The 13,559-nt window shown below is 39.9% G+C and carries 14 protein-coding genes; all 14 read right to left on the bottom strand.

Annotated elements, in window-relative coordinates; translation table 11 throughout:
* Positions 1-6: 6 nt before the first annotated feature.
* Complete coding sequence (locus CKV70_RS03555) at positions 7-870, bottom strand: FliC/FljB family flagellin (protein ID WP_003721811.1); 864 nt, start codon at positions 868-870, stop codon at positions 7-9.
* A 237-nt stretch (positions 871-1,107) separates the two neighbouring features.
* Positions 1,108-2,016, bottom strand: coding sequence for a chemotaxis protein (locus tag CKV70_RS03550; RefSeq protein ID WP_003721810.1), 909 nt, complete (start codon positions 2,014-2,016; stop codon positions 1,108-1,110).
* Positions 2,017-2,028: 12 nt separating this feature from the next.
* Entirely contained in the window at positions 2,029-3,942 is a 1,914-nt protein-coding gene (locus CKV70_RS03545; RefSeq protein WP_003733162.1) for a transcriptional anti-repressor GmaR, read from the bottom strand.
* A 22-nt stretch (positions 3,943-3,964) separates the two neighbouring features.
* Positions 3,965-4,465, bottom strand: coding sequence for a hypothetical protein (locus tag CKV70_RS03540; protein ID WP_003721808.1), 501 nt, complete (start codon positions 4,463-4,465; stop codon positions 3,965-3,967).
* 9 nt (positions 4,466-4,474) lie between these two features.
* Entirely contained in the window at positions 4,475-5,302 is an 828-nt protein-coding gene (locus CKV70_RS03535; RefSeq protein WP_009925499.1) for a flagellar motor protein MotB, read from the bottom strand.
* Entirely contained in the window at positions 5,262-6,113 is an 852-nt protein-coding gene (gene motA / locus CKV70_RS03530) for a flagellar motor stator protein MotA (RefSeq protein WP_003721806.1), read from the bottom strand. The genes CKV70_RS03535 and motA overlap by 41 nt, the downstream gene beginning before the upstream one ends.
* A 26-nt stretch (positions 6,114-6,139) precedes the next feature.
* Positions 6,140-6,475: a DUF3964 family protein gene (locus CKV70_RS03525; protein WP_003721804.1), complete on the bottom strand. Its 336-nt coding sequence runs from the start codon at positions 6,473-6,475 to the stop codon at positions 6,140-6,142.
* A gap of 24 nt (positions 6,476-6,499) precedes the next feature.
* Entirely contained in the window at positions 6,500-7,288 is a 789-nt protein-coding gene (locus tag CKV70_RS03520; protein WP_003721803.1) for a CheR family methyltransferase, read from the bottom strand.
* A 28-nt stretch (positions 7,289-7,316) separates the two neighbouring features.
* Positions 7,317-8,096, bottom strand: a complete 780-nt coding sequence (locus CKV70_RS03515; RefSeq protein ID WP_003721802.1) for a flagellar basal-body rod protein FlgG — start codon at positions 8,094-8,096, stop codon at positions 7,317-7,319.
* Positions 8,093-9,316, bottom strand: a complete 1,224-nt coding sequence (flhF, locus tag CKV70_RS03510; RefSeq protein WP_003733161.1) for a flagellar biosynthesis GTPase FlhF — start codon at positions 9,314-9,316, stop codon at positions 8,093-8,095. The genes CKV70_RS03515 and flhF overlap by 4 nt, the downstream gene beginning before the upstream one ends.
* Before the next feature lie 21 nt (positions 9,317-9,337).
* A complete protein-coding gene (locus CKV70_RS03505) occupies positions 9,338-11,413 on the bottom strand; it encodes a flagellar biosynthesis protein FlhA (protein ID WP_003721800.1) in 2,076 nt (691 codons plus the stop codon).
* Positions 11,414-11,459: 46 nt separating this feature from the next.
* Entirely contained in the window at positions 11,460-12,506 is a 1,047-nt protein-coding gene (gene flhB, locus CKV70_RS03500) for a flagellar type III secretion system protein FlhB (RefSeq protein WP_003721799.1), read from the bottom strand.
* Positions 12,507-12,521: 15 nt separating this feature from the next.
* Positions 12,522-13,283 (bottom strand): flagellar biosynthetic protein FliR, encoded by a 762-nt coding sequence (locus tag CKV70_RS03495; RefSeq protein WP_003733160.1) that lies wholly within the window; start codon positions 13,281-13,283, stop codon positions 12,522-12,524.
* A gap of 2 nt (positions 13,284-13,285) precedes the next feature.
* Positions 13,286-13,558 carry a flagellar biosynthetic protein FliQ gene (locus tag CKV70_RS03490; protein WP_003718817.1) on the bottom strand — a complete coding sequence of 91 codons (273 nt, stop codon included), beginning with the start codon at positions 13,556-13,558 and terminating at the stop codon, positions 13,286-13,288.
* Position 13,559: the final 1 nt, after the last annotated feature.

Here is a 13,559-nt window from a genome sequence, read left to right as displayed (position 1 = left end):
ATGTTATTAGCTGTTAATTAATTGAGTTAACATTTGCGGTGTTTGGTTTGCTTGAGAAAGCATGCTGATAGAAGTTTGTGTAAGAATTTTGTATTTAGTCATTTCGGACATTTCAGCAGCCATATCTGCATCTTCAATGGATGAAGCAGATGCTTTAGTTGCGATGGATTGATTGTTCACGTTAGATACATTGTAGCTAAGGCGACTCATACCAGCACCTAGAAGCGCACGACCGTTAGAAATGTTATTGATTAATTCATCAATAGCTTCAGTTGCTTGTTGAGAAGAATCAGCATCAGCAACGGATAATGCACTATAACCAGCAACTGTAGAACCACTACCTAAAGTGATTGTTCCAGCAGAAAGACCTTTAGCGTTGAAAAGATCGATATTGATTAAGTCATTAGCTTTATCAGACGCTTGGATGCTTACTTGAGTAGCAGCACCTGTAGCAGTTTGATCTAGTAATTTGATGTTGTTGTAGTTAGTAGTGTCTGCAACGTGATCAAGTTCTTTGATCAAGCTACCGAATTCAGCAGTATATTGTTTACGATCTTCATCACTGAATGAACCGTTAGAAGATTGTACTGCTAATTGACGCATACGTTGCAAGATTGAACTCATGGAGCTAAGAGCTGAATCCGCTGTTTGTAACAAGTCAATACCCATGGATGAGTTTTTGCTTGCTGCATCTAAGCCTGTAGATTTAACATTCATACGAGTAACAACTGCAAGACCAGCAGCGTCATCAAGAGAACTGTTAATACGTTTACCAGATGCTAAACGTTCTTGCGCTTGAGTCATGCCTTCGTTATTTTTACGAAGATATTCTTGTGTTTTCAAGCTAATGATATTAGTATTTACTTTCATTTGTGTTTCCCTCATACATTCGGTTTAGAAAAGACTTCTCTTCTCTATATGCTTTATTATATCTTCATTTTTTTAAAAAATCAAATGTTTTTTATTAAAAATGTAAAAATAAGTTGTTTTTATTTATAAAAAAACGAAATATCGGCTTTATATCAACGTTTTTATGTTTTTATAAATTTATTTTTTAAAATAAAATAAAGAAGTGTTTGAACAGAAAAGTTGTCCAAACACTTCTTTTTATAAAACTAGCTCATCTAAAATATTAATGAGTTGATGAATATTCGGCTTACTTACTTGTGCGTCGGCTCCGACACCAGCACCTTTATGTTCCAGATCTTCTGTAATTAACGAAGAGAAAATAACCACTGGCAATTCACGACCAATTTCATCTTCTTTGATTACTTTTGTTAAATGGTGTCCGTCCATTTGCGGCATTTCGATATCCGTGATTAACAAGTTGACATTTTCAAACGTTTGCTCTTTTTGTTCTTTGAGCAATTTGAAAATATGTTCTTGGGCTTCGCGACCATTTGCAAAGAACTGCAGATTTGTATAACCGGCCTCATGAAGCGTATCTTCAAGCAGTTGACGCAGCATTTGCGAGTCTTCGGCAATAAAAATCGTCTTCTCTTCACGGTTTACTTTTCGTGCTATACGATCTTCGCCAGTCACAGCGAAATCGGCATTTCCGCTGATTTCATAAATGATTTTTTCATAATCAAGCAATAGCACTAGATTGCCGTCTAGTTTCACGATACCAACTGCTAATTCTTCTAAACCAATCGATAGTTTTTCTGGTTCTTCAATTTGTTCCCACGAAATACGTTGGATACGATGAACCTCATCTACACGGAAAACGATTTTCATTTGGTTTAGTTCTGTGATAATAAATTTCGTGTTTTCTGGTTCGATTTCGGGTAATTTCATCACACGAGCAAGGTTCACGACTGGCATAATCTCGCCACGAACTTGGGAAACGCCTTCAATTGCCGGATTCGAATCTGGTACAGGCGTCACTTCAAGCGGATGAATAATTTCTTTCACTTTTAAAACGTTAATACAAAATAAGTTTTCGCCAACAGTAAATGTAACAATTTCAAGTTCATTTGTTCCACTTTGTAGTAAAATTCCTTTTTCTTCTGTCATATTACTGGCCTCCTATCGATTGTTTGTAACAGTGTCTTGAAGCATGGTAACTTCATCCAACAGTTTTGCTAAATAACGGTTATTCGGAAATTCATCCATTGCCTCGCTGATTCGGTTCGCGCGGTTTTCTGTATCAATTTTGATTGCCCAAAGGTAAAAGCGGAAATCAGTACTAAAATTATCGATGCCTCGTTCTGCAATCGCAAGCGCCTCATCCAGTACATCAGCATCTACTAAATAATTAATTAGGTTGATATAGCCTTGTTTGGTCACTTCGTCTGCATCAACGATATTGTAGAAATCGAGCGCGATATCCGCAAAATCATATTGGAAAAACAAATCTGCAATGTGGCTATTAATGCTGTCATGGTAAACGTTACGAAGTGCCAATAAGTAATCAGCAAACTCGCCTTTTCCAAGTGCAATCGCCCGTTCTAATACAAATAAATAACGTTTCTTACTAATACGCGGTCCATTTTCAAAGATAAAATCGTAAATGTCGCCAACATCGCTATTTTTCATGACGTTTTCGATTGGTAATTGCGGATTTTCATAGTGCCACAAACACAAATCCGCAGCATCAATTAGTTCTTCCTTAATACCGAATAAAATAGCCGACTCGCTAATTACCGGGAAGACATTGCGGATCGTTGCAATCTTCACCTCTGTTGCTTCTGCGACAGGTGGATACACATCGGTTAGTGACTGAACAATTAGTTCAGATAATTCTGCGTAGCCTTGTTGAGTTGTCATCGAAAGTAAGCGCAAGCCTGTTTCCGTGCTAGAGATGAAATGGTGACGTTCCATAAACGCAAAGATTTCTTTTGGTTGATGGAATTTGCTAAGCAGCATAATCATTTGGAACATCACACCGTAATCGGAACTGTTTTCCGCATAGGCTTTAGAAAAATGAGTCATCGCGCGCGTATAATCTTTTTCTTCTAAGTAAATTGTTCCTAGCATTTTGTGCGGCATAAAATTGGTTGCTTCGTACAACACGATTGGTTGGTAGTCAATTGCGGCATTTTCTAGCAAACTTTGGTAAATTTCTTTCGCATCTTCAAGTTGGTGATTTACATATAAAATGTTGGCTTTTTTTAGCGGGAATTCAGGTACATTTGGCCAAATAACTCTTGCTTCTTCGATAATTGCCAAACTTTCGTCATAACGTTTTTCTTGCTCAAGTAGCTCCGCAATATGATAAGCACTTAGTTTTGCCCAAATATAGTGATTGTGATCGCGCAATCGGAATGCTTCAGAAAATTCTTTCAGCGCTTCTTTTTTATTACCAAGTCGATTCATTTCTTGCCCGATATTAAAATGAACAAATCCGCTATTTTTATTATTTTTAACTTCTTTTTCTAATAAACGTAAATTACGGTCTGATTTATCTTGTTTTTCGACAATTTCCGACATATAGCCATAATGGTAAATTTTTACTTCAGCAACACCAGCTGCAATCGGGCGTTTGTCGATTGCTTCTAGTTGTTCATGGATCACGCCGCGGAAGCAAATTGTGCCGTCATTTTTATAAACCCGCGCCATTTGGTTTGTTGTTGTCACTCGTCCTTTTTCCCCTGTAAAGCTAATGATTTGCGCCATTTGAATGGGTTCCGTTGGTGATTTCAACTGTTTTTCTAATTTGCGGTAACTTTCCTCTTCCAAACATTCATCTGCATCAATCGCTAAAATCCATTTTCCCGTTGCATGTTTGGCCGCAAAGTTTCTTGCATCAGAAAAGTTGCCAGTCCATTCAAAGTCATAGACAAAATCAGTGAATTCTTGTGCGATTTCCTTGGTTTCGTCAGTGGAACCTGTATCTACAATAATGATTTCTTCCGTAAATTTTCTAAAAGACGCTAAACTTTGTCTTAAAATATGTGCTTCATTTTTGACTATCATACAAATCGAAATTAACGGCCGCATGAATCTTCCCTCTTTCTATCAATTAATTCACTAATTTTATTTTATCGCTACTCGCACGGTGCAGTAGATGTTTCTTCGCTTTTGGCAAATCATAAATCATACTTTGCACATCGAACGCTTTCGCAACATCGACTGGTATCACATCAGTCGGCTTATCCCCGTTATAAAAACAACAAACCAAATCCATTTTACTAACAATTTGTGCTAAGAATTTCTCATAAGTCGGCTTGGCAATTACCGTATCGAAATACCCAAATGATTGATAGCTACTTCCTAAGCGTTCCAAGTAATCTATCGCGGATAAAAACGGCTCTGGCAAACATTCTTTCGGTGCAAAAGTGTAAATCGACAAGCGCGGAGCTAAATGCTCTTTTTTCAAGAAAAATTGTAACACTTCATTTTCAATCGACTTATAACAAAGCAAGTGAATGTGGTTCACTGGTGCAAATTTTTCGAGGTATGCTTGTATTTCTTGTTTGTCATAGTCGGTTAACGTATGCGAACCGCTTAAAAAAAGTTGCAATCAACTCACCTACTCATCTTCATCAAGCGTATCGCGATTAATTGGGCGCACCATGATTTCTACACGCCGATTTTTTTCGCGATTTGCTGCGATATCATTTTTGGCAACGGGTCTGAATTCGCCGTAGCCACGAGCACTAAACTCGCCGGGGTTTACTTCACTATTTTCTTGAATGATCGCTTCCATGAAATTAACGGCACGGGCGACACTTAGTTCCCAGTTGGAAGAATAAATCGAGGTACTTATTGGCACGTTATCCGTATGTCCAGAAACAATCCCTTCCATCGTTCCCTTACCTTGCGCAAAAAGTTCGCCGATTTCTTTGGCGATTTCGCGTTTCCCAGCTGATAATTCTGCACTACCCGACTGGAATAAAATATCATCGCGGATAGTAATCAGAAGCCCTTCATCCGAGTACTTCGTCGTCATTTTCGTTCCTAAATTCTCTGCTGCAATATAACTATCAATTTGTTTTTTAAAGGCTTCAATCTTTTCTTCATTTTGCTTTTTAAGTAAGGCTGCTGCTGCTTTCTTGGCTTTCTCTTGTTCGTTTGCTTCTTTCTTTTTATCTTGCTCTTCCATCGCCTTCAAGACTGCATTCACATTTGGATCATCTGGTCCTTTTTCTTTTGATACATATGCTTGGTTGCCTGCCGCGCCTTCCTCCACAATTTTCTTAAACGCATTTCCCATTTGTTCGAATTTTTTTGCATCAACTGAACTGGAGGCAAACAGAACGATAAATAGAGCAAGTAAAAGTGTCAGCAAATCACTATATGGAATTAACCACGTTTCATCAACGTGTTCCTCCTGCGGTTTCTTGCGACGCTTGGCCACGCTCAATTTCCTCCACTTCTCTCGTTTTCTTCCCTTTTCCATTTCGCAGCACATCTTTCTCTTTTGGACTTAAAAAAGATAATAAACGTTCTTCCACAACACGTGGTGCATTTCGTTCTTGAAGCGCGACGACTCCCTCAATCATCATATATCTCAAATGCACTTCTTTTTGTGATTTCACTTTTAATTTATTGGCAAATGGTGTCCAAAGCACGTAACCGGTAAAAATACCGAAAATGGTACAAACAAACGCCGCGGCTATTGCTTCGCTAAGTTTGTCTGGGTTCGACATTTCGCCCATCGCATGAATGAGTCCCATCGCTGCTCCAAGTACACCGAGCGTCGGCGCATATGCTCCGGCTGATGCAAAAATCTTGGCATAAGCAGCATGACGTTCTTCCATGCTCGCTACTTCTTCTTCCAAAACATCCCGTAAAAATTCTGGGGAAGATTGTCCATCTACAACTAAGCGCATGCCTCGTTTCATAAATGGATCTTCAATTTCATCGACAGAATCTTCCAGCGCAAGTACCCCGCTACGCCTAATTTCATCTGCATATTCTTTGTATTGCACGAGTACATCTACTTTGTCCGGCATCTTCTCTTTTGTGAAAAGAATTTTGAATAGTTTCGGTACTACTTTTACATCACTCCATGGGTGCGCCATCATAACAGCCGTAATTGTCCCAAGAATGATGACAATTAAAGCTTCAGCGCTAAATAACATCGCCAGTGATATATTTTGAATCATGAACGAACCTGCAATGACTATCACTGCCAACACAAGTCCTATTATCGTTGTTATTTCCACGTTACTTCATCTCCCACCTACTTATTTCAGCGAACTAATTCCACTTCATTTAACCAAAAGGCAACTAACTCGTTTTCCATTTCTGGTAAATGAACGAAAAACGCTTTAGCATCCGCTTCACTGGCAAATGCTTGCGAGCGGTAATTATTTTCTCCCACACCTTTTAAAGCGAGAAAATAAAACGACTCGAGTCGGCCTAGAATAACTTCTTTATCCCCGATTTCATAGCCAACTGTTTGTCTAATTTCAAATTCATTTGGTAAGAAAAGTTGTGTTTTCTTTTCAAGCATGAGAATTTGTTCTGCGAGTCCAGGTTTGTCCTCAAAAAACGCTAAATTTTTAATGTTTTCTATTCGTCCCATCTAACCAACTCCATTTCTTTTTTGCTAAGTTTTTATGTAGAAAAAATTATTTAATGTGGCAAGCCCGTAATCAGCTGGGTTCAAGATTTGTTCTGATCCTCCGATGAAAAGAACACCGCCACGTCTTAGTGACTCTGCAAACTTCTGATATGCTTGGTGTTTTCCTTCCGCAGTGAAATAAATCAACACATTGCGACAAACAATTAAATCAAACCCTTTTTCGTAATAATCGGTCAGCAAATCGTGCCGTCTAAAACGAATCGATTTTCGATATTTAGGTAAAATCTGATATGTATCCCCTTTTTCAACAAATGCTGTATGACGTTCTTGTTCGCTTAACTCTTCCATTTGACGGCTTTGATATTCTCCAATGACCGCGCGTTTTAAAATAGCTGGTTCGAGGTCCGTGGCTAAAATATCATAATGCCTTGTGCCAACTGAGCGTTCCATCATCATCGCTAGCGAGTATGGTTCCTCCCCTGATGAACAAGCCGCACTCCATACCCGTAGCTTCCCGCGACTATCTTCCAGCAATCTCGGAAGTACTTGTTTTTCCAGTGCATCCCAGCGATTGCGATTACGGAAAAACGACGAAACATTAATCGTAATTAAACTAATGAACTCATCTAAAAGAACGGCATCTTTTTTGAGATGTTTGAAAAATTCTCCAAATGTAATATATTTCTTCTTCACGATAAAAGATAAAATTCGACGTTTCATTTGCGTTTCTTTATAAAGCGCTAAATCTAAACCTAAGTCCCTTTTGACGACACGAGTAAAGTAAAGATAATCCTTTTCCAAATCTGGAATCATTCTTTTTCCCCTCCCCCTAGCCAGGCCGTTACTGACGAATTAATCCAGTTGCTTCTTTGTCGTACACTTTATCGAACATATTAACGACATTTTTTGAAGCTTGTACCATGCGCTGGTTATCCATGAGTTGTACCATTTCTACGCCTAAATCAACATTAGACGTTTCGATAACTCCATTTTGGATAATCCCTTGTCCAGCTGGTAAATTCATTGTGTTTACACCATTTATATGAAGTCTACCTTCCCCATCTTTCACCAAACTATCTGCTTGATTAGCAGAAACAAATTTAGTTCCAAGGCGGCCCAAGTATTGACTTGTTTCCGCATTGTATAAATCACCATTTGCTTCGGCGCGAATGGATGTTTTTTGCCCCACTTGAATCGCTTCTCCAGTCGCACTGAGTAAATTGGCGCCATCCGCTGTCCGCAGAAAACCAAACTGATCGGAATGAAACTGTCCACCACGTGAAAGTGAAATTTCGCCATTTTTAGCAGTAATGAAAAAATTACTTCCTTGCGTAGGATCCGTGTCCTGCATAAAGAAATCTCGGTCGCGGTTCGTAATATAGCTTGATCCAGCCGTCAAATTAATATGCGTTGCAGCAGGTCGAACACCGTAATCAATTGTCCCAACTTGCCTAGTGACAGGCCCATTTTGATAGTTCACTTTGTTTCTCGAAATCACTTCACTTGTAAGCTGATCAAATTTGAAACCCGGCGTCTGCGCATTAGCCACGTTATTCGAATGCACTTGAATGTGTTGCATATAGTTCATCATTCCTGCTGCGCCAATGTATAATCCCTTCATTCCACTACCTGCCTCCTATCCGTTCCAACAAACCGCTCCGCTAGCCAACGACTCTTTGGTCTGAAAATATTTTCCGTAATATTTTGCCCGTCCGTCATGTATAACACCGGCAAATTTGTTTCTTGCATCACAGTGTATAAATCACCAATGCGCGTCGTTTCATCCATTTTTGTAATAATAAAACCATCGATTGGAATTTCTGCTAGTTTTGGTAAAATCGTCATCACATCTGCACTTTTCATTCCAGAAGAAAATGTAAAGCACGTTAAGTCTGGATGAACAACATCAGTATATGCAGAAATTTCACTCACTGACTCCTCGGCTAAGTAATTTCTCCCAACCGTATCAATCAAAATATGATCTACGCAATTAACATATGTCATATACTGCACGGCTTCTTCTAGTTCAGCCGGGCTCGTCGCAACGATGAGTTCCACATCAAGTTTGTCCGCATAGCCTTGGAACTGCTCCACTGCGCCTGATCGAAAAGTATCTGTTGTGATAAAGCCCACTGTCCGATTTTGTTTTAGCAGCTGCCATCCAAGTTTCACAAGCGTGGTCGTTTTTCCAACACCCGTTTGCCCAATCAAGGAAATAATTCGGTGGCCGCTTAAATCAAACGAATCCTCCACCGCTAATTTTCCAGATAAATAAGGGACGAACCAATCTGTAATATCATCCAAATGCGCCGTTTCTACTTGCTTAAACTGTTTTCGCCCAGCCTGCATGAAGTCCGCCACATAAGTGTCACTAATCCCGCGACCCTTCAAAAATTTCACGAAATCACTGTTTTGCTCACGCTCCTCGCGCATTTTCACTGCAAGCTCTCGATTTAATGCCGCTAGTTCGAGACGCATTGATGATAATTCTTCTTCTTGTGTTTTCCGTTCTTCTAAAAGCGGCGTCGATTGCGCTAGTTCCGCTCCCGCAGCAAGCATTTCTAGTAATTTTTCCTTTTTTAATAAGTCGTCCGTTTTCGGTCTCGTTTTCACAACCGATTTTTGAAACGTTTCCTGGAAGTCCATTCGACCATCAGCTATTGCCACTTCACTCATAATGACCGCCGTCACTTCATACTGTTTCTTAAAAATCCCAAGCTTTGTGACACGTTCGTCCGTAATTTTATATGGCTCATTCGTTACTAATTGAATTTTTTTATGTATTTCTCGCTTGGAGTTCCCCTTAAAAATTTCCATCTTTTCTACTAAATGTTTTCCCATTGCTACGGATTCCCTCCCTCATCAAGTTGGTTCAATCAGTGCGATTTGCTCCACTTCTGTTTCCGGCGACAATTCGCTAATGGATAGCACCGGCACATCCAATTGATATCTTTCTAAAACTCGTACAAAGCCAAAACGAAAATCTTTTCGCCTTGTTAAAATGACGGGTTCGCGTCCAGTGAGTTGCGCTTTATTCACGGTATCCCTTACTTTTTGAATGATTGGCAGTTCCTTGTCGAGCGCCCAGTTAAGCGCGTAGCCATAATACGGCGTGTTGACAATTTCCGTATCCATTTCAATCGAATCCTGTAAAAGCAGCGCGTAAATTTTGCCATCTTGGTTTTTCGCTTGTTCACAAATAACTTTCGAAATCCGCTCCCTAACAAAAGCCGTAATCCCGTCAAGGTCATTTGGATAAATCGTTTGTCCGTCAATAATTCCTTCGACAATCGTTGGTAAATCGCGGACCGAAATCCCTTCTTTCAAGAGTTGTCGTAGCACCCCTTGAATTAGCGAATAATCAATTTCTTTTTTCTTAATTTCATCAATCAAAATTTGGTTTTCATCAGCAAGACCATCAATTAAATCTTTAATTTGTTGGCGCATCAGGAGTTCATGCAAGTTCTTCCTAAGCACAACATCCAAATGCGTAATCAAAATACTCAGCGGCTCAAGCACTTGATAGTTCTTCATTTGCGCATCTTCTAACTCGCCCGGCAAAATCCAATAACCATCTTCCCCGAAAATTGGATCCTTGGTAGGTTCGGCATCAAGATCCATCATCACACCCGGTGTTTTCAAAGCCAGCAAATGTCCCGCTTTTAAAACGCCGCTCGCAACCGCAACACCTTTTACTTTAATTTCGTATTTCCCGCGCGGCTGAAAACTTGTATTATCTTTAAAATTAATGCCCGGAACCCCAATACCTAAATCTTGTAAAATCGATTTTCGCATTAAGACGACTTTATCCTTCGCCGTTTCCCCGTTCATTTTTTGCTTCACGAGCGCAGCGATGTTTAAACCGAGTTCAACAACCACTGGGAATTTTTCTCGTGCTGCGCCAAATGCTTGGTTGTGCTCCGCCTCTGCCGAATTCGTTTCCGACTGAATCAATTCCATTTCTTTTTCCAGTTCCAACTGCTCTTTTTTCTTTAAATTAAATTGCGTACGATAGCCGATGATACCAAGCACGACGCCAATCCCGACAAACGGAATCGTTGGCAGCGGGCTAAATACGCCCATTAAGATAAACATTGCAGCAAGCGTATAAACAACCACCGAGTTTTGCATTAATTCTTTGAAAATCCCGACCGCAACGTTATCATCTGATCCGTCAAATACCCGAGTAACAATAACCCCAGCAGACATCGCCATTAAAAGCGAACCAATTTGGCTCACAATGCCGTCTCCAATTGTTAACTCCGTATATTTCACCGCAGCTTCCCCGAACGAAAGCCCACCTTGGACCATACCGACAATTAAACCGAATACAATATTAACAACAGCAAGCAAAACGGTAAAAAGAACGTCCCCTTTTACAAATTTCCCAGCTCCGTCCATCGCTCCGTAGAATTCGGTTTCCATATTCAAGTAAGCACGTTTTTCTTTCGCTTCCGGCTCTGTAATCAACCGTTGATTCAAATCCGCATCAATCGCCATTTGTTTACCCGGCAAAGCATCCAGCGTAAATCTTGCTGCTACCTCCGCTGTCCGCGAAGAACCATTTGCCACAATAAACTGAAAGACAATTAAAATAATGAAAATAACAATCCCAACAACAAAATTACTACCAATAACAAAATTCCCAAATTGCTTAATTACTTGCCCTGGATCTCCAGTAGTTAAAATCGCTCTCGTCGTCGAAATATTTATCGAAACCCGAAATATCCCCATCAAAAGTAGCAAAGAAGGAAATGACTTCAATTCATTCCAATCTTTAATTGATGTGGCACGCATGTAAACTAACACTGAGAACGCCAAGATTGTCACAAGCACTAAATCCAACACAAATGGAGGTAATGGCACAATAAGTGCAATAACAAACGAGACCGCAATCAAGATAGCAAAATATTTTTTTATAGCACCTAAATTCCCCATTTTGAAACCTGCCTTTTCTAAGATTAGAAAGGTCGCTCATATGTTGTTAGAACTTGATTTTGTCTGCGTCCATCAATTCTTTCATCACTTCAATAACATCTTTATATAAATCTTCTTGTATGTATTCATCAGGATTCGTCGTATAGTAAATACTTCGTGCCAGCTGTCTATTTGTAATCATCGGCACCCCGTCCGTATCCGCCACCTGACGAATAAACAGTGCCAGCTCATCTTCCCCTTTAACGAGCAGTTTTGGTGCGTGATCCTTTGTTTTGTCATAGCGCATCACGACGGAAATATGTGTCGGGTTGTTCACCACAAAGGTCGCATCCGCCATTTTCTTCGTAATCGAACCTTGGAGAAGTCCTCGTGCAATGCTTCTTTGGCGCTGTTTCACTTCCGGTCGACCTTCTGAATCTTTCATCTCGTCTTTAATTTCTTGCTTCGACATCCGCAGCCCTTTTTTATAATCGTAGCGCTGGTAAAAGAAGTCGAGCAGCCCTATTACTGCGATTACTAGGAATAGCGCCAGAAATTCATTTTTGAATAAAGCAAAAATTTGTCCGAGTGAGTAAAGCCAATTTTGCCCGGTGTAACTAATGAGCGTATCTAAGTGGTCACGAAAGCCAATGTAAGCCACATAAGAAAGTAGCGTAATTAACAATAACGCTTTCACGACCTCGACAATTCCCTTCACACTAAACACTCGTTTAAAATAGTTCGCTGGATTCAGCCGTTTGAATTGTGGCTTCACTGCTTTCGCGGAAAATAAAATCCCGACTTGCACGCCGTAGTTCATCAATCCAAAAATCACAACCATCACCATAATCGGCATCAACACTTTGCCAAACTCCATTAAGTAAAACAAACTATAACTTTCCATGTTCGCTAGCTTCGGAGGCTGTTTCAAAAGGGCAACAAAAGCTTGGATGGTATTTTTGATAAACATTTCTCCAAAAAAATAAAGAAGCCCAGCTACAATTAGCAGTGAAAAAGCATTATTTAGTTCTTTACTTTTCGCCACATTACCTTCGTTTCGAGCTTTCTTAATGCGGCGCGGCGTTGCTTTTTCCGTTTTATTATCCTTCGCCAAGCCTTTTTCTCCTCCCTATTTTTTCAGTAAATAATCAAAAAACGACACATATTGTTGAATCATCTCATCTGTCAAATTTTTAAAAACTGTACTCAAGATAGGAACCGCGCACGCAAGGATGAAAATCCCAAACGTAATTTTGATAATAAACGCATTCATAAAAATGTTAATTTGCGGAGCGCTCTTAGAGATAAAAGCAAGAATGATATTAACGATAAAAATACTACCCATAATCGGGAGCGCAATCGACACCGCAGAAGCAAGTGCAAAACCAAGCGTCCCGAGCAATAAATCTATAAATCCTTTTTCGAATAAAATCGAAACCGAAGCCGTAAATTCAAACGATTTCATTAAATAATAAATTAAGTAATCCATTCCTTGTAGCGACAAGAATATCACTACAAAAAAAGTATCTAAAATCGCAGCCGTAATCGAATTTTGCGTCCCGTACGAAGGATCAATCAAGTTCACCTGCGAAAACCCTAAATCATAATCAATCATAAAACCAGCCATTTTCGGGATTACCGCGATAATCTCTACTAATTTTGCTAGTGCTAGTCCAAATACCACCTCAGACGTGACTCGGAGCAGCAAATCAGGTAGCGTCGTAATACCAGAAACATCCACCCATGTTGCCACTGGAATGGAAATCGCCATCCCAAACACCACCTTGACACTGTTCGGAATGTTCCGCCCTTTTAGAAGTGGGAAGAAAAATAAAAAACTGGCAACTCGGCTGAAAACAATCACTACAGCAAGAAAAAATTCAAACTCCATGTTTACACCCTAATCATCAGGGGTAATTTGGAAAAGATTCCTACAAACAAATCCGTCATGTGTTCAAACATCCACGGTCCAAGAATAAAGAGCGCCACTACGAAAGCAATAATCTTCGGCAAAAACGTCAGCGATTGGTCTTGAATCTGCATCATCGCCATCAAAATCGCAACCACAATTACTACCACGATACAAATGAGCGATACCGGCAAAATTAGCGCCAGCCCACTATAGAAAAAATCTTGAAAAATTTGCGTAATCGGCGTTAAATTCATT

It is taken from the genome of Listeria monocytogenes (genome assembly GCF_900187225.1).
Lineage (GTDB): Bacteria > Bacillota > Bacilli > Lactobacillales > Listeriaceae > Listeria > Listeria monocytogenes.
The sequence above is the reverse complement of the archived record's forward strand: the minus strand, read 5'-3'. Positions and strand labels throughout refer to the sequence as shown.

Excerpts from the sequence above, each read along its gene's own strand:
- CKV70_RS03520 (WP_003721803.1), bottom strand. The coding sequence starts at position 7,288 with ATGATTCCAGATTTGGAAAAGGATTATCTTTACTTTACTCGTGTCGTC.
- flhF (WP_003733161.1), bottom strand. The coding sequence starts at position 9,316 with ATGGGAAAACATTTAGTAGAAAAGATGGAAATTTTTAAGGGGAACTCC.
- CKV70_RS03495 (WP_003733160.1), bottom strand. The coding sequence starts at position 13,283 with ATGGAGTTTGAATTTTTTCTTGCTGTAGTGATTGTTTTCAGCCGAGTT.
- CKV70_RS03505 (WP_003721800.1), bottom strand. The coding sequence starts at position 11,413 with ATGGGGAATTTAGGTGCTATAAAAAAATATTTTGCTATCTTGATTGCG.
- CKV70_RS03525 (WP_003721804.1), bottom strand. The coding sequence starts at position 6,475 with ATGGGACGAATAGAAAACATTAAAAATTTAGCGTTTTTTGAGGACAAA.
- CKV70_RS03555 (WP_003721811.1), bottom strand. The coding sequence starts at position 870 with ATGAAAGTAAATACTAATATCATTAGCTTGAAAACACAAGAATATCTT.
- CKV70_RS03490 (WP_003718817.1), bottom strand. The coding sequence starts at position 13,558 with ATGAATTTAACGCCGATTACGCAAATTTTTCAAGATTTTTTCTATAGT.
- CKV70_RS03545 (WP_003733162.1), bottom strand. The coding sequence starts at position 3,942 with ATGCGGCCGTTAATTTCGATTTGTATGATAGTCAAAAATGAAGCACAT.
- CKV70_RS03515 (WP_003721802.1), bottom strand. The coding sequence starts at position 8,096 with ATGAAGGGATTATACATTGGCGCAGCAGGAATGATGAACTATATGCAA.
- CKV70_RS03550 (WP_003721810.1), bottom strand. The coding sequence starts at position 2,016 with ATGACAGAAGAAAAAGGAATTTTACTACAAAGTGGAACAAATGAACTT.